Raw genomic sequence first — 16006 nt, forward strand, 5'->3', positions numbered from 1 at the left:
TCAGGCGAGGAAGGCGATGAACCGGCCGGCGAAGATCGCCGCCATCCAGACGAGCAGCGAGAACCCGGCAGAGACGGCGAGCGCCAGGCTGGTCCGGCCCGTCGCCAGCAGGCGGCGGAAATCGGCCGTCGCATGCAGCGCCATCGCATGCACCGCCCCGGCGAAGACCAGGACGAGCTTCGACAGGAACGCCGGATTGGCCGCATAGTCGAAGGGCTGGACGGAAAACAGCAGAAGGCCCGTCGCCGCCGCCAGCGCCAGTCCCGACCCGGCGATCGGCGGCACGACCCGCGCGAGCGGCGCGAGGAAATCCGCCCTCGCCTTCGCAAGGATGCAGAGGTCGAGGACGGCGATCGAGCCGAACAGCGTCGCCAGCGCCAGAATGTGCAGGGCGTTGACCAGCGGATAGACGAATTGCGAGGCCTTCAATGCCTGGGCGGCCGAAGACTGGGCGATCAGGCCGAGAAGTTGCTCGAGCACAGGCGTCTCAGCCTTCGGGCTTCAGGCTCTTCGTCCGGTTCGGATAGACGTCGTAGGTCTTGCCGCCGACGGTGATCGTCTCGGCCTTGAAGAGCTTTTCGCCATCAGTGCGCGACCGGTGCCCGGTGAAGCTCGCACGATCTCCCGCCTTGGCAACGCCCTCGACGAAGCCGGCGCGCTGGGTGGCATAGGGCGGGGCGAGATCGACCTCCCAGGTGCCATCCTCCGCTTCGACCTCGAGATGGGCATGGGGATTGCCGAGGGAGATCGCGGTGATCTCGCCTTCGAGGCGGCTCTCCTCGTCGGCGGTCCAGCCCCAGCCGTGATGGGCGAGCGCCCCCGCCGGCACGGCCAGCGCCATGAGGATGCCGGCGATCGGCGCGGCGGGGCGAAATCGGATCGAGCGTCGCATGGGCGGGCTCCCTTCTTGTGTGGATGGGCATCTCTGATAGGCATGGGTTGCGGCGCCGGGCACACGGAACCGCCGTACAGGCAAGGTTAACACCCCGCCGCGACAGCCGATCCTTCAAGCCGGCGTGATGCCTGACGTGAAGGGTGCCGGCCTTGCCTTTGTCGCCGGGGCGTAGTATGCGCCGCTTCGTCAAAGCCCGGTCTTCAGCTGGGGGCTGAACGGAAGGCTGCCGGATTGCCGGCTTCATGGCGCTAGAATGTCGCCTGCTTCCCGTGTCTCCGCTCTCGACCGCTCTCGATGCCGCCTTTCCGAACAGGCCTCCGGGCCACCTTGGGAAGTCGCAGAGGCTTAGCCGCTGGATCGGGCTCAACACGAAACGGAAAGGCGTATAGCGAATGGCTCTTTACGAGCACGTATTCCTGTCGCGCCAGGACATCTCGAACCAGCAGGTCGATCAGCTGGTGGAGACGTTCCGGGGCATTCTGGAAAACAATGGCGGCAAGGTTCTCAAGGTCGAGAACTGGGGCCTCAAGACCCTCACCTACCGCATCAAGAAGAATCGCAAGGCGTATTACACGCTGCTCAACATCGATGCGCCGTCGACGGCCGTCGACGAGATGGAGCGCCTGATGCGCTTCAACGAGGACATCCTGCGCTACCTGACCATCAAGGTCGAGGCGCATGAGGAAGGTCCGTCGGCGATGATGCAGAAGCGCGACGACCGTCCGCGCCGTGGCGGCGACCGGGGCGACCGTCCGGATCGTGGTGATCGGGGCGACCGCGGCGATCGCGGCCCCCGCCGGGACCGGGACGACGATCGTCCGCGCCGTCCTCGCGATCACGATTCGGAGTAAGGTCACATGGTCGATATCGCACAGCTTCCCACCCGCCGTCCGTTCCATCGTCGCCGCAAGTCCGACCCGTTCTCGGGCTCGGAATCGCCGAAGATCGACTACAAGGACGTCCGGCTCCTGCAGCGCTACATCTCCGAGCGCGGCAAGATTGTTCCCTCGCGCATCACCGCGGTGTCGCAGAAGAACCAGCGGGCGCTCGCCCGCGCCATCAAGCGCGCGCGCTTCCTGGGTCTCCTGCCCTACATCATCAAGTAGGTCGGCCCCGGCAGGCCTCGCGGTGCCGGGACCTGCCCTAGCCTTTCCGGGACGCTTCCGCGCCCCGGACACCGGGCCTGGTCGCGCGCATCAGCTTTTGCGCGCGACACGCCGATGTGATGGATCGCCGTTTCGGGCCGTCGTATCGACGGCACCTGAATTGACGATAACCGAATAGACGACGCCTGCCCGGACGAGACCCGTTCAGGCGGAGCGAGTTGGGGCCAGACGAGCCTCTAACTGCCCCAGCGCAGGACAGCGACCGAACCGATGAGCCCTTCCAGACTTCTCATAGCGGCGGCAGCCGGCGCGGCCAGCGCCTTGCTCTTCGCCGGCCTCGTGCTGCAGTCGGGCTCGGCCGTCACCCTGGCGCTCGCCGCCCCGATTCCCATCTTCATCGCCAGCCTCGGTTGGGGCAGCGTCGCCGGGTTCATTGCCGCGATCGTCTCGGCCGTTCTGGTGGCGGCGATCTCCGGGGTCGTCTCCGGCGGCGTCCTCCTGTTCGTGGCGATGAGCCTGCCTGCGGCGATCGCCGGCCATCTCGTGGGACTCGCGCGGCCCGTCGGCGATCCCGAACCCGAGGGCCGCCCCGAAAGCTCTCCCAGCCTCCACCCGGCTTCCGCCGGTCCGCAGCTGATGTGGTACCCGCTCGAGCGCGTGCTCTTTGCGATCACGGCCATGGCCGCCGTCGCCTGCATTGGGCTCGGCTGGTATCTCGGCTATGACGTCGAGGCGCTGAAGCCCGAAATCATCGAGGCGCTGAGCCAGAGCGGCAATGCCGGCCAGATGAGCGAAGTCGAGGTCGAGGCGGTGGCCGGGCTGCTGCTGTCGCTGGTGCCGGTCGTCCAGCCGGCCGTGCTGACGCTGACCCTCGGAGTCGGCCTCTATCTCGCCGCCTGGGTCACCCGGATATCCGACAGGCTGCCGCGCCCGAAGGACGACATCCCGAGTGCCCTGCACCTGCCGCCGCTGGCCTTGTTCCTCTTCGTCGCCGGCCTCGCCGGCTCCTTCCTGCCCGGGACGGCCGAGCATGTCGCGGCGGTTTTCTGCGGCGCCTTCGGCATGGCCTTCACCTTCGTCGGCCTCGCCCGGCTGCATGCCCGCACGCGCGGTCGCTCGAACCGCGGCCTCCTGCTCTTCGTCTCTTATGCGGCGATCGTGATCCTCTCGTTCCCGCTCGTCATCTTCACCTGCCTCGGCATCTTCGACACGGTCAGTCGGATGCGGAACCCTCCCCCCGCCTGAGCGGGGCAACGACCAAGCGCCTGAAATCGATTCAGTACTGAAAGAAGGAAACCAAAAAGATGGAAGTGATTCTCCTGGAGCGTATCGCCCGCCTCGGCCAGATGGGCGAGACCGTGAAGGTCCGCGACGGCTACGCCCGCAACTACCTCCTGCCGACCGGCCGGGCGCTGCGCTCGAACGCCGCCAACCAGGCCCGCTTCGAGGCCCAGAAGGCCCAGCTCGTCCAGCGTAACGAAGAGCGCAAGACCGAGGCCCGCGGCGTCGCCGAAACCCTGGAAGGCCGCTCCTTCATCGTCGTGCGCTCGGCGGGCGAGACCGGCCAGCTCTATGGTTCGGTGTCTACCCGCGACATCGCCGACATCCTCGCCGCGCAGGACTACAAGGTCGGCCGCAACCAGGTCGAGCTGAACAACCCGATCAAGACGATCGGCCTGCACACCGTCTCGATCAGTCTCCACCCGGAGGTCGTCGTCGGGATCCAGCTCAACATCGCCCGCTCGCCGGACGAGGCCGAGCGCCAGGCCCGCGGCGAGAGCCTCACCTCGGCCGACGCGATCTACGGCGTGGACGAGCCGGACTATGCCCAGGCGGCGGCGGAAGATCTCGAGGACGAGGCTGCCGAGGGTGAGGCCGAGGGCGACGACGAGGAAGTCGCCGGCTGAATTTTGCCGGGCAAATGACGATTTGATGTCGAGAATTTGAGCCCCGGTCGTCCGGGGCTCTTTTCTTATGCAAATTGGTGCTTAAGATTCCCCCTGCAAAGTTGAACGAGCAACCAGTACCCGACGGCCGTCAGCCGCCGCGGTCTCTGGAGCATCGGTCGATCCTCTGAGCGCAGCCTGCGGGGACAAAGAAAACGATCGGCACAGACGACGAGGCGACCGGCCGGGAGGGGCCCATCGCCGACCGACTGACGTATCGCGCAAGACCTTGCGGGGGCTTGTGGGACCTTGTCTTGACGACGGAACTCCTGCGCCCGGACGACCACCCGGTGCTCCGACGGCTCTTGCCAGGAGATCGGCGCCATGAATCGCATTCTCAAATACTACCTGGACACCCTCATCCACACCGGTGACTTCACCGTCATCGACGCCGAGGGAACTTCCCGCAACTGGGGTGACGGAACGGGCAAGCCCCTGGTCGTGCGCTTCAACACCAAAGCCGCCGAGAGGGCCGTCGCGCTCAATCCGAGCCTGAGGTTCGGCGAAGCCTACATGAACGGCGGCACGGACGTCGTCGAGGGGACGATGTACGACGTCCTCGCCCTCATCTTCCAGAATGCCGGCAACACCGTGACCAGCCGCCCCTGGATGCGGGCGATCGAGAAGCTCAGGCGCGGCGCGCGGCGGATCGTCCAGTACAACACTCCGCGCCGGGCCCGCTCCAACGTCCAGCACCACTACGACCTCTCGGGCCAGCTCTACGACCTCTTCCTCGACGAGGACCGGCAATATTCCTGCGCCTATTTCGAGCGTCCGGACGCGACGCTGGAGGAGGCGCAGCTCGCCAAGAAGCGGCACGTCGCCGCCAAGCTGAAGTTCGACCGGGACGATCTGCGGGTTCTCGACATCGGCTGCGGCTGGGGCGGCATGGGCCTCTATCTCGCCCGCAACCTTTCCGCCGACGTGGTCGGCGTGACGCTGTCGGACGAACAGCTGGCGATCGCCGAGGCGCGGGCGCGCGACGCGGGGCTTGCCGATCGCGCCGAGTTCCGGCTGCAGGACTACCGCAAGACCGAGGGGCCGTTCGACCGGATCGTTTCGGTCGGCATGTTCGAGCATGTGGGCGTCGGCTTCTACGACGAGTTCTTCGCCCGCTGCTCGAAGGTGCTGAAGGACGACGGCGTGATGCTCCTGCACACGATCGGCCGCTACGATCCCCCGGGCAACACCAATGCCTTCATCGCCAAATACATCTTCCCCGGGGGCTACATCCCTGCCCTGTCCGAGGTGATGGCGGCCAGCGAGCGGCATGGCCTGATCGTCACCGACGTCGAGGTCCTCCGCATCCACTATGCCGAGACGCTCAAGCACTGGCGCGAGCGGTTCCTGGCCCATCGCGAGGAAGCCAAGGCGCTCTACGACGAACGCTTCTGCAGGATGTGGGAGTTCTATCTCGCCGCGTCGGAATCGGCGTTCCGCTGGCAGAACCTGGTGGTCTTCCAGCTGCAGTTCACCAAGAGCCTCGACACGCTGCCGATCACCCGCGGCTACATGAGCGCCGAGGAAGACAGGCTGCGGCGGGTCGATGCGCCGGCCGTCGCACCCGCCAACGTCTCCGACATCCGGGAGCGCGAAGCGGCGGAGTGAGGCTGCGGCCGGGCCGGCACGGCTCGTGCGACGCGCTGGCGCTTGGGCCCGCCACGGTCCCGCGCGTGCGAACGATGAAGAAACAGCGGCCCGGTTGGTGCCGCTGGTTCTCTATGTCGTCGGAAGGTTCATGTCGCCAAAGCACCTCGGCGCCGCGTTCGCGGCAGGGAAGCGGTGGACGGTCCTCGGAAAACCGCCCGCTCGCCACGGCTTCAGCCGAACAGCTCGAGTTCGTCGTCATTGGCCGCGATCTCCTCGATCTCGGCCTTGTGCAGCCGGCGCTTCAACTCGGAGAGCCGGATGGTGCTGAGCGCCGGGCCGATGGCGATCGACCAGCCGTCGGCCGTCTCCTCGCCGACCGCGGAGACGAAGTTCGACAGGTTGTCGAGCACCTGCGTGGTATGGTCGATCCTCTGCACGGCGCGGATGTAGTCCGGATCGTGGGAGAGATGTTCGTGGCAGACGAGGTGATGCATCTCCTCGGCGGTGACGGCGAGGGCGCGCAGTTCATCGGCCAGTGTCTGGAGCAGGCTGGAGAGGGGAAGTGTCGTCATTGATACTCTCGATTGATCCGGCCTGCGGACTGGCTCACTTGGAATTTCGCGAGGGAACCGCCGCGCCGTCGGCGCGACTTGGTCAGAAGAGGTCGACGTCGCCGATCGTCTGCGGCGCCCTGGCGGGAGCGGCGACGGGGATCTTCGGCATGGCCGTCTCTTCGAAGAAGATCTGGCGGGCGCGGCCGGAATGCGGCCAGTATTCGATCCGGCGGCCGCGGGTCCCGCCGAGGGAACCGCCCAGATAGCGGATGTTCTCCATCTGCAGGAAACGCTCGGCGAAGGCGGCGTTCTTGGCGCCGACATCGGAGAGGCCATCGACGGTGCGGGCTCCGCCGAAGAGCTTCGCCTCGAGATGCCCCCGGCGTGCGCCGCGCTGCAGCAGGCCGTTGATCAGAACCTCCATCAGATACAGGCCGAAGCTCTCGCTCCGCCCGGCTTCGGGGCCACCGCTACCTGGCAGGAGAAAGTGGTTCATCCCGCCGACACCCGCCTCGGGGTCGCGGATGCAGGCGGCGACGCAGGAGCCGAGCAGCGTGGTCAGGACCGTGTCCTCGCCGCGCTCGACCTTCGCTTCGCCCTGCATGATGTGGATACGGTTCGGACGCCCCCCGGAGATCATTGCAAACGTCCCACCACGGCTTCGATCGTCTTCTTCAGGACGGGCACGGTGATCGGCTTGGCGAGAAAGTTGTTCACGCCGAGCTGCGCCGCGCGCATGACGAGGTCACGGTCGCCCTTGCTCGTCAGGATGATGAAGGGCGTCTTCTGGGTCTTCTTGTACGACCGGATCGCCTGCAGGAGCTGGATCCCGTCGAGCTTCGGCATGTTGAAGTCGGAGATGATGATGTGACACGGCGTCGTCATCATCGCCTTCAATGCCTCTTCGCCATCGCAGGCGAAGACGATCTGCTTGATGCCGAGCTGTTCCAACGCGTCGCGAATCAACATACGACTCGTTCGGTGATCATCGACGATCAGTACTTTCAGTTGGTCTTTGATGCTCATGGCGTTATTCCTTCCGAGGCCGAGTAGACACGAATTTGATGAACGAAGTCTCTCCTCCGGTCGCGAATTCGTTGATTTCTATAGGTTTTATCCCCCACTGAATATCTGCCTTGCGATCCGTCCGAGCGGCAGCTGACGGGCCACCGCTCCGATCTCGAAGGCCACGCGCGGCATGCCGTAGACGAGCGAGCTCTCCTCGTCCTGACCGAGCGTCTGAGCGCCGGCCTGACGCATCTCCGCCAGGCCTTGTGCCCCGTCACGCCCCATCCCGGTCAGGATCACCCCGCAGCTCGTGCCGCTGAAGTTCTTGGCGACCGAAGCGAACAGCACGTCGACGGACGGACGGTGGCCGGAGACGGTTTCACCCTCGACGAGTGCGACGCTTGGCCGCGCTCCCGGCTTGACCACCATGTGCCGCGCTCCGCCCGGCGCCAGGTAGACGTGGCCCGGCAGAAGCGGCTCGCCGCCCTTGGCTTCGCTGACCCGTGCCCGCGAGGCCCGGTCGAGACGGGCCGCGAAGGAGCCGGTGAAGGCCGCCGGCAAGTGCTGCACGATCACGGTCGGCGGGCAGTCGGACGGAAACTCCGCCAGAACCTGCATCAACGCCTCGACGCCCCCGGTCGACGAACCGATGGCGATCAGGTCCGGCAGGCGGACGCGGCGATCCCTGGCCGGCTCGGCGTTCGCGGGGCGCAGCGCGGGACCGGCGTTGCGCCGCCGCGCCATGCCCGACTTGGCCTTCGCCGCTTCCTTGATCAGCCCCGGCAGCTCGGTGAACATGCCCTGGCGGGCGCTGGGCTTGGCGATGCAGTCGAACGCGCCGATTTCCAGCGCGGCGAGGGTCGTCGCCGCACCGGGCGCGGTGAGGTTGGAGACCATGATCACCGGCGTCGGGCGCAGCGTCATGATCTTCTCGAGGAACTCGATACCATTCATGTTCGGCATCTCGACGTCGAGGGTCACGACGTCGGGATCCAGTTGCTTCATCTTGTCGCGTGCCTCGAACGGATTCGATGCCTCTCCCACGACGACGATGTCGGGATCGCGGCTCAGCGCGTGCTTGATCAGCGCCCGCATGGTGACCGAATCGTCGACGACAAGAACGCTCGCTGCGCACATCTTCTGTCTACTCCCTACCCCGAGGCTCGCTCAGGGATCTTCGGATCGCGGTCCATTGTCCGGAAGTCCGGCGCTCTCGTTCATCGGGTGGCACGGTTGCGACATCGAGCGCCCGACGACGACCTAGCGGATCCTGCGATACGAGGTGTTGCCGCTGAACTCGACGACCTCCAGGGCCGGTCCGGTAACCCGCTCGGAATGGCCGATGAACAGCACGCCGTTCGGCAACAATCGCTCGGTGAATCGCTTCCAGACCTTCTCGCGCGTCGGCTGATCGAAGTAGATCGTCACGTTGCGGCAGAAGATCGCGTCGAACTGCCCCCGCATCGGCCATTCGCCGTTGAGGTTGAGCTCGCGGAACGCCACGAGATCGCGCAGCGGATCGGCCACCTCATAGAGCATTTCGGTCGCCTGGCCGGAGCCGTGAGACTCGCCGACGCTCGGCCGGAACCACTTGCGGCGCAGATCGGTGGGAACGCTTTCGAGGGCGCTCGCCGCGTAGATGCCCGCCCGCCCCGTCGCCACCACGTTCGGATCGATGTCGCTGGCGAGGATGCGCACGTCGTACTCGGCCGCGTTCGGCAGCACCTGCAGGATCGTCATGGCGATCGAATAGGGCTCGTGGCCGATCGAGCAGCCGGCCGACCAGATCCGCACGCGCCCTCCCCGCTTGGCATCGGCGAGAAGCGGTGGCAGCAGGACGTCGCGCAGATAGTCGAAATGGTGCATCTCGCGGAAGAAATGCGTGACGTTCGTCGTCAGCGACGCCAGCATGGTCATCCGCTCGCTGGTGCCGCCTCCGCCCTGCACCAGCGCGCAATAGTCCTGGAAGCTCTGGAGGCCGAGCGTGCGAAGGCGCTTGGACAGGCGCGAATAGACGAAAGTCGCCTTGGTATCGGCGAGGTAGATTCCCGCATCCTCGTAGAGCAGCCTCGCGATCGTCGCGAAGTCGTTCTCGGTCATCGGGAACTCGCCGTTCCCCAGATTCGCGGCGCGATCGCCCGCTCGCTGGGAAACGCGTGTCATGGACTCACGCGTAGCCGTCACCGACCTGTTCTCCTCGCTGGCCGACAGCCAGGCTGCAGCCTATGAATTTCCCGAAGCGGCGCCATCGATCAGGCGCGACCTCCGTGCGTTACTGCTCAGGCGACCGCCTGATACTGCGGCAGGACGTTGTCCGTGGCGATCAGCGAGATCATCCTGCCCTCGATCGCCATGACGCCCCTGACGAAGGTCTTGGCGAGGTCCGAGGCGAGATCCGGCGTCGGCTGCAGGAGTTCGTCGGTGATCGTCAGTATGTCGGACACCGCGTCGACCAGAAGGCCGAAGAGCTGCTGCTCGACCCTGACGACGATGATCACGCTGCGGGCCGTCGGCACCGTCCGCGGGAAGCCCAGCCTTGCGGCGAGATCCACGATCGGGAGCACGGCGCCGCGCAGGTTGATCACGCCGTTGACGTAGGACGGCGCGTGCGGCAGCGGCGTCGCCTGGGTCCATCCGCGAATTTCGCGGACCGACATGATGTCCACGCAGAACTCCTGCTCGCCAATGCAGAAGGCGATGAGTTCACGTGCCGACCGGGCATCGTTTCGATTGTCGTTCTGCGGTGGCGAAACCGTCGTCATCCTGCTCACTCCGCTGCGTGCTGCATGCTGCTGTTGAAGAAATTGCCCTCGGGCCGCGACGTGGCGACGACAGCGTCGACGTCGAGAATGAGGGCGACCCGACCGTCACCGAGGATCGTCGCGGCAGCGATGCCGGGAACCCGGCCGTAATTGGCCTCGAGGCTCTTGATCACGACCTGCCGCTGCCCCTGGATGGCGTCGACGAGGAGCGCCGAACGGGCGCCGTTCTCGGCTTCCACCAGGATCGCGACGCCGCCGGTGGCGCTGGCCAGTTCATACGAGTAGCCGAGTTCGCGGGCGACATCGACGAGCGGCAGGAAGTTGTCGCGCACCTGGACGAGCCGGGCATCCCCGCCGAAGCTCTTCACTTCGCTGGCCTTCGGCTGCAGCGTCTCGATGATCGCCGTCAGCGGCACGACCACCGTCTGGTCGCCGACCGAGACGATCATCCCGTCGAGGACCGCGAGGGTCAGCGGCAGGCTCATGGTGAAGGTCGAGCCCTTGCCGGGCCGCGAGACGATCGACACGCGGCCGCCGAGGGCCTGGATCGATCGCTTGACGACGTCCATGCCGACGCCGCGGCCGGACAGCGAGGAGATCTTCTCGGCCGTCGAGAAGCCCGGCAGGAAGATCAGGTTGTCGATCTCCTCGTCGGACAGATTCGCCTCGGGCGGAACGAGCCCCTTCTTGATCGCGATCTCCTTGACGCGCTTGCGGTTGATGCCCGCGCCGTCGTCGGAGATCTCGATCACGATGCGCCCGGAGCGGTGCATGGCCGCGACGCGGACGACGCCTTCCTCCGGCTTTCCGGCCTCCAGTCGCTCCTCCGGCCGCTCCAGGCCGTGGTCGATGGCGTTGCGGATCATGTGGGTGAGCGGATCGGCGAGCCGCTCGATCACCGTCTTGTCGACTTCGGTCCACTCACCTTCGGTGACCAGCTTGACCTGCTTGCCGGAAATGTCGGCAACTTCGCGAACGAGACGCGGCAGGCGCTGGAAGACCGACTTCACCGGCTGCGCGCGGATCGCCATGACGCTGTCCTGGATCTCGCGGGTCAGCTGCTCGAGTTCGTCGAAGCCGACGGCGACGTCCGAAGCCCTGGCCAGTCCGGCCTGGTAGGCGCGCTGGGACAGCATGACCTGATGGATCACCAGCTCACCGACGAGGTCGATGAGCCGGTCGACGCGCTCGAGGTCGACGCGGATCGTCTGGGCCGCGCCGCCACCGGCGGCAGCGCCACCCTTGGCGTCGCCGCCCGCATCGGCCTTCGCCGCCTCGCTCGGCGCCGCGGGCCTGGCCGGAGCCGGAGCTTCGGCAACCTTGGCCGGGGTGGCGGGCTTGGCCTCGACCACGGCTTCCTTGACCTCTTCCGGGCCGTCGTCGTCCGGCGTCGCCTTGATGCGGGCGAGGATGTCGGCGATGTCCGGATCGTCGCTGTCGTCGTCGCCGTCCTCGTCTTCCATCACCTCGACCGACAGCTCGCTGTCGAACTCGACGAATTCGAAGACTTCGCGCACCTTGTCCTCGGACTCGGCGGTGGAGAGCTCGATGTTGAAGGTCAGATACGCGCCCTCGGGGTCGATCGCGGTCAGAAGCGGGACGTCCGACATGTCGCAGACGACCTTCGCCTCGCCGAGGGCGTAGACGTCGCGCAGCACCCGGTTGGCCTCGTTGGCCTTGGCATACATCCGGGGCGACGGCTTGAAGACGATCTTGAACCGGTTGTCGCCGCCGATGCCCATCAGGTCGGACAGGTCGACGGCGACCGGGGTGAAATCGATGTCGCCCATCCCGTCGTCATAGACCGGGCCGTCGGATGCCGGGGCACTCGCGGCTGCGCCGGCGGACGGCGCCGGCGGCTCCTCGCCCTTGGCGAGCGCGACGAGACCCTTGAGCTCGTTGATCAGGGCGCCGTTGCGCTCGGCGTCGGCCGTGCCGCCGTCGCGCGCAACGGTGACGAGATCGGCCAGCGCGTCGGCCGATCGAAGCATGATCTTGACGACGTGATCGGAGGAATCGAGGCGGCCCGACCGCATCTCGTCCAGCGTCGTCTCGAAAACGTGGGCGAAATGGACGAGATCGTCCAGGCAGAAGGCGCCTGCCCCGCCCTTGATCGAATGAACGGCGCGAAACACGGCGTTGACGGTGTCGGAATCCGCTTCGCCGTTCTCGATCGCCAGGAGCCCCGCCTCGAGTTCCGCCAGCTGCTCGGCGCATTCCTCGAAGAAGGTTTGCCGGATTTCGGCCATTGCGTCCATGGTCTGTCTCTTTCCACCCTCAAACCGGCACGTGCGTACCGGCTATTTGATTCGAGCTGATGCGCCGATGGCCGGAGCCTTAAGCCGCGACGCGATTGATCGCGTCGACGAGCTTGGTCGGATCGAACGGCTTGACGATCCAGCCGGTCGCGCCGGCGAGCCTGGCGCGCTGCTTCTTCTCCGCGTCGCTCTCGGTCGTCAGGACAAGGATCGGGATGGCGCGGCGGCTCGCATTGGCGCGGACTTCCTCGATGAACTGGAAGCCGTCCTTGCGGGGCATGTTGATGTCGGTGATGATCACGTCCGGCTCGATGTCCATGCCTTCGAGCACTTCGATTCCGTGCTGGCCATCCTCGGCCTGAACGACCGTGAAGCCCTGCGACGCAAGCGTGACCTTCAGCATCTCGCGCATCGTGCGGGAGTCGTCGATCGTGAGAATGGTGCGTTTCATTGTGCAACTTCCTTTTCGAGAATGGCCTGGGGAGTGAGGCCAAGAACATGAAGGCCAGAGGTAAAGGAATCGGATGGTTCCGCGATGGCGAACGAGGCCATGTCGTCCTTCCACGTCGCGGCCGCCGCGATCAGGATCTGGACGCATTGGGTGCCGAGGCGCTCGACCTTGGACGCATCGAGAACGATGTTCTGGCCCTTGAGCGACATGAGCTTCTCGACCAGCGGCGTCGCCGCCTTCAGATCCAGCACCGGCGGCAGGGAATAGACCGTGCCTTCGACGGAACTGGCCTTGGTGGATTTGCGGGGCATCAGAATTCCTCCCAGCTTTGAGCTGCGACTTCGGTCTGGACGGCGGGCGCAGCGCCCCCCGATCCGGCTCTCTTCATCTGTGGCACCGGCCGGGCCGCCTTGCGGGCGGATGGCGGCCGGACGTTCGCCGTGGCGACTGCCGCGGGCGAGCGTCGGGGCGATGCCTCGACAGCCGCGACCGCATTGGTCTTGAAGCGCGCGACCGTCCGGGCGAGCCCGTCGGTCTCGACGGACAGCGTCTGCGCGGCGGCGGTCGACTGCTCGACCATGGCGGCGTTCTGCTGGGTGACCTTGTCCATCTGGTCGGCCGCGCCGGACACCTCGCGAAGGCTCGACGCCTGTTCGCGGGCGCTCTCGGCGATCTCAGCGATGACCCCGGCCATGCCGGAGACTTCGGCGACGATCTCGTCCAGGCTCCTGCCCGATGCCGTGACCAGGTCGACGCCGCGCCCGACCTGCTCGGAGGACGCATTGATCAGGGCCTTGATTTCCTTGGCAGCTTCCGCCGAGCGCTGGGCGAGGGCCCGGACCTCCTGGGCGACGACGGCAAAGCCCTTGCCGGCCTCGCCGGCACGGGCCGCCTCGACGCCGGCATTCAGCGCGAGGAGGTTGGTCTGGAAGGCGATCTCGTCGATCACCGAGATGATCTGGTTGATCTGCTGCGACGAGCCCTCGATCTCGCTCATCGCGGTCACGGCCTGGGCGACGATCTGGCCGCCTCGGGTCGCCTGCTGATGCGCCGCCTCTGCGGTCTTGCGGGCCTGCCCGGCGCCTTCTGCCGTGCGGTTGACGCCGCCGGTCACCTCGCCGAGGGCGGCCACGGTCTCTTCCAGGCTCGCCGCCTGCTGCTCGGTGCGCTGGGCGAGATCGTTGGAGGCGACGGTAATCTCGTTGAGGCCCATGCGGATGGCCCCGACCGCGCCGACCACATGACCGATCGCCGCTTCCAGCTCTTCCACCGACGCGTTGAACTTCGCCTTGATCGGCTCGAACTCCTGGGCCACCGGCCCGGACATGCGGACCGTCAGGTCGCCCGAGGAGAGACGGTCGAAGCTGGCGTCGACGACCCCCATGAAGGCCCTCAAATCCTCGGCCTTGGAATGTTCGAGCGCCGCCTGGCGCTGCTTGGCGGCGGCCTCGCTCACCCGCGCGGCCTCGGCCACCTTCTCCAGCCTCTCGGCCTCGATCGCCTGGTCCTTGAACACCTGGACGGCGGCCGCCATCTCGCCGATCTCGTCGGCCCGCCCCTGGGCTGGGATCGCCACCGACTTCTCCCCCGCGGCGAGGCGGCGCATCGCGCTCGTCATCAGGTTGATCGGCCCGGCGACGCCCCGCGACAGGATGATGCCGAGTCCGACGGCCGCAACGACGGAAATCACCACGCCGACGACGATCGTCACCACCGCCGCCGAGATCGCGCTCGCTTCGGTCTCGGTCGCCTCGTGCATCGCCGTCCGCGCTTCGTCGAGGCTCGCGTCGATCGCACCCTCGATCGGCTCGATGAACTCGTCCGCCTTGCCGGAGTTGAAGATCGCCAGCGCGCGCGGATAGGTTTCCTCCCGGCGGGCGTTGGCGATGACGGGATCGGCGATCTCGCTCTGCCAGGCATTCATCGAGGCACGGATCGAATCGTATTTCGCCGCGAAGGCGCTCTGCGGTCCGGCGTTGTCGAGAAGCGCCTTCAGCGCCTTCTCGAAGCTGGCATGATGCTCCTTGACCCGCGTGGCGAAATACTCGTCGCGGGTGATCATGAAGCCGCGCAGGGAATTCTCCTGCCGGGCCACCGCAAAGCGCGCGTTGACGGCGTCCTGCGTCAGGGCGATGCGGCTGTCCTTCTCGACCGCCACCGTCTCGATTTTTGCGATGCTCGACCAGACTGCGACGCCCATGACCAGGGCCACGAACGTAAGCACGCAGAATGATAACGTCAGTTTTGTGGATATTTTTATATTCTTCATTCGCATCGGAAGACTCTTGCAGTCCCGTTAGGGCGTTCCGTCGTTACGCTGCAAACTAGCCGGAAGCTCCTAAGCAATTCTTTATCGAGCTTCGGGACGACCCGCCGGCGGGCCCGGCGACGCCACAACTCCAGAGCGATGCCATTCACGTCAGCAATAATCCTACAGTGTATTTCCGGTATTATTTGCAGAACAGTGCAGAACAGCCGGACCTTGGGGCGCATCCGCAACCATTGCGCATCAGCCGCCACAGAAGACCCTGCCGCCTGCGCGAGCCTTGCGCGCTCTCGCGGAAAGCCCGAAGCGGCCCTCTTGAGAGCCGGCGGGGAATGGAGGACAAGCACGGGATCGACAGCTTGAAGAGGGGCGCCGCAAGCGATGCCTGCCACGGCCAAGCCATCTCCGTCCGTATTCGTCTTCGGATCGGTGAACATCGACCTCGTCTGCCGGGTGGCGGCGATCGCCAGGCCGGGCGAGACCGTCCTGTCTCCCCGCTACGAGCAGTATTTCGGCGGCAAGGGCGCCAATCAGGCCGTGGCGGCGGCCCGCGCATCCACCGTCCCCGTGGCCTTGGCCGGCGCCGTCGGCGAGGATGATCTCGGGCGCAGTGCCCGCGACCAGCTCGAAAGCGAAGCAATCGACACGAGCAACCTGCGGACGGCCACGGAGCGAACCGGCTGCGCCTTCATCACCATCGATCGAAACGGCGAGAACGCCATCACGGTCGCCAGCGGTGCCAATCTCGAAGCCATGGCCGGCGCCATCGACCCATCGTGCTTTGCCGCAGGCTGCGTCCTCGTCCTGCAGATGGAGATCCCGTTCGAGCAGAGCCTTCTGGCCGCGCAGCGCATGAAGACCGCGGGCGGGCGGGTGATCGTCAACCTTGCACCCGTGCCCGATGACCTTCGGCAAGACGATCTGGCGCGACTTCTTGCCGCAACCGACGTCCTCGTCGTCAACGAGAGCGAACTGGCGGCGGCAGGACGGCTGTCGCAGCTGGCGGAGAGCGAGCCGGATGCCATGGCCGAAGCCCTCGCGGCGACGTTCCCGGTCGCGGTCATCGCCACGCTCGGCGCAGACGGCGTGCTCGTCGCCGACGGCGAGAAGGCGGCGGAGCGCCTGCAGGCCCTGCCGGTCGAGGTCGTCGACACGACGGGGGCGGGGGGC

The 16006-nt window shown here is 66.4% G+C and carries 18 protein-coding genes; 6 read left to right on the plus strand and 12 right to left on the minus strand.

What is annotated here, in order from left to right:
- Together ATO4_RS14280 and ATO4_RS14285 are read right to left on the minus strand one after the other, a co-directional pair.
- Nucleotides 1–480 (minus strand): hypothetical protein, encoded by a 480-nt coding sequence (locus ATO4_RS14280; protein WP_083592204.1) that lies wholly within the window; start codon nucleotides 478–480, stop codon nucleotides 1–3.
- Between the two features lie 7 nt (nucleotides 481–487).
- Nucleotides 488–892, minus strand: a complete 405-nt coding sequence (locus ATO4_RS14285; RefSeq protein WP_083592205.1) for a DUF6152 family protein — start codon at nucleotides 890–892, stop codon at nucleotides 488–490.
- Between the two features lie 395 nt (nucleotides 893–1287).
- On the opposite strand from ATO4_RS14285, the gene rpsF reads away from it, so the two are divergent.
- The 5 genes from rpsF to ATO4_RS14310 all read left to right on the plus strand — a co-directional run bounded on the left by rpsF (nucleotide 1288) and on the right by ATO4_RS14310 (nucleotide 5555).
- Entirely contained in the window at nucleotides 1288–1746 is a 459-nt protein-coding gene (gene rpsF, locus ATO4_RS14290) for a 30S ribosomal protein S6 (protein WP_083592206.1), read from the plus strand.
- Between the two features lie 6 nt (nucleotides 1747–1752).
- Nucleotides 1753–2001, plus strand: coding sequence for a 30S ribosomal protein S18 (gene rpsR, locus ATO4_RS14295; protein WP_083592207.1), 249 nt, complete (start codon nucleotides 1753–1755; stop codon nucleotides 1999–2001).
- A 270-nt stretch (nucleotides 2002–2271) separates the two neighbouring features.
- On the plus strand, nucleotides 2272–3246 hold the full coding sequence (locus tag ATO4_RS14300; RefSeq protein ID WP_083592208.1) for a hypothetical protein: 975 nt from the start codon (nucleotides 2272–2274) through the stop codon (nucleotides 3244–3246).
- Between the two features lie 59 nt (nucleotides 3247–3305).
- Nucleotides 3306–3908, plus strand: coding sequence for a 50S ribosomal protein L9 (gene rplI, locus ATO4_RS14305; protein WP_083592209.1), 603 nt, complete (start codon nucleotides 3306–3308; stop codon nucleotides 3906–3908).
- Between the two features lie 363 nt (nucleotides 3909–4271).
- Nucleotides 4272–5555: a cyclopropane-fatty-acyl-phospholipid synthase family protein gene (locus ATO4_RS14310; protein ID WP_083592210.1), complete on the plus strand. Its 1284-nt coding sequence runs from the start codon at nucleotides 4272–4274 to the stop codon at nucleotides 5553–5555.
- Nucleotides 5556–5767: 212 nt separating this feature from the next.
- Here ATO4_RS14310 and ATO4_RS14315 read toward each other — a convergent pair whose 3' ends face one another.
- The 10 genes from ATO4_RS14315 to ATO4_RS14360 form a co-directional block, all read right to left on the minus strand.
- Nucleotides 5768–6109 (minus strand): hypothetical protein, encoded by a 342-nt coding sequence (locus tag ATO4_RS14315; RefSeq protein WP_083592211.1) that lies wholly within the window; start codon nucleotides 6107–6109, stop codon nucleotides 5768–5770.
- Nucleotides 6110–6191: 82 nt separating this feature from the next.
- Nucleotides 6192–6695 carry a chemotaxis protein CheD gene (locus tag ATO4_RS14320; RefSeq protein ID WP_245308756.1) on the minus strand — a complete coding sequence of 168 codons (504 nt, stop codon included), beginning with the start codon at nucleotides 6693–6695 and terminating at the stop codon, nucleotides 6192–6194.
- Nucleotides 6696–6727: 32 nt separating this feature from the next.
- The gene (locus tag ATO4_RS14325) at nucleotides 6728–7117 is read right to left on the minus strand and encodes a response regulator (protein ID WP_083592213.1); all 390 of its coding nucleotides are present in this window, start codon (nucleotides 7115–7117) and stop codon (nucleotides 6728–6730) included.
- Between the two features lie 87 nt (nucleotides 7118–7204).
- Nucleotides 7205–8236, minus strand: a complete 1032-nt coding sequence (locus ATO4_RS14330) for a chemotaxis response regulator protein-glutamate methylesterase (RefSeq protein WP_083592214.1) — start codon at nucleotides 8234–8236, stop codon at nucleotides 7205–7207.
- Between the two features lie 123 nt (nucleotides 8237–8359).
- Nucleotides 8360–9199, minus strand: coding sequence for a protein-glutamate O-methyltransferase (locus ATO4_RS14335; RefSeq protein WP_280940500.1), 840 nt, complete (start codon nucleotides 9197–9199; stop codon nucleotides 8360–8362).
- 179 nt (nucleotides 9200–9378) lie between these two features.
- On the minus strand, nucleotides 9379–9861 hold the full coding sequence (locus tag ATO4_RS14340) for a chemotaxis protein CheW (protein ID WP_083592216.1): 483 nt from the start codon (nucleotides 9859–9861) through the stop codon (nucleotides 9379–9381).
- Nucleotides 9862–9866: 5 nt separating this feature from the next.
- Nucleotides 9867–12119: a chemotaxis protein CheA gene (locus ATO4_RS14345; protein ID WP_083592217.1), complete on the minus strand. Its 2253-nt coding sequence runs from the start codon at nucleotides 12117–12119 to the stop codon at nucleotides 9867–9869.
- Nucleotides 12120–12198: 79 nt separating this feature from the next.
- Nucleotides 12199–12570, minus strand: coding sequence for a response regulator (locus ATO4_RS14350; RefSeq protein ID WP_083592218.1), 372 nt, complete (start codon nucleotides 12568–12570; stop codon nucleotides 12199–12201).
- On the minus strand, nucleotides 12567–12881 hold the full coding sequence (locus ATO4_RS14355) for an STAS domain-containing protein (RefSeq protein WP_083592219.1): 315 nt from the start codon (nucleotides 12879–12881) through the stop codon (nucleotides 12567–12569). Before ATO4_RS14355 ends, ATO4_RS14350 begins: the two co-directional genes overlap by 4 nt.
- Complete coding sequence (locus ATO4_RS14360) at nucleotides 12881–14794, minus strand: methyl-accepting chemotaxis protein (protein WP_245308757.1); 1914 nt, start codon at nucleotides 14792–14794, stop codon at nucleotides 12881–12883. The genes ATO4_RS14355 and ATO4_RS14360 overlap by 1 nt, the downstream gene beginning before the upstream one ends.
- A gap of 423 nt (nucleotides 14795–15217) precedes the next feature.
- Between ATO4_RS14360 and ATO4_RS14365 the strand changes: the two genes are divergently transcribed.
- Nucleotides 15218–16006 (plus strand): PfkB family carbohydrate kinase (locus ATO4_RS14365; RefSeq protein WP_083592221.1); only part of this gene is annotated, 789 nt, incomplete at its 3' end.

The organism is Aurantimonas sp. 22II-16-19i, assembly GCF_002088275.1.
GTDB lineage: Bacteria > Pseudomonadota > Alphaproteobacteria > Rhizobiales > Rhizobiaceae > Jiella.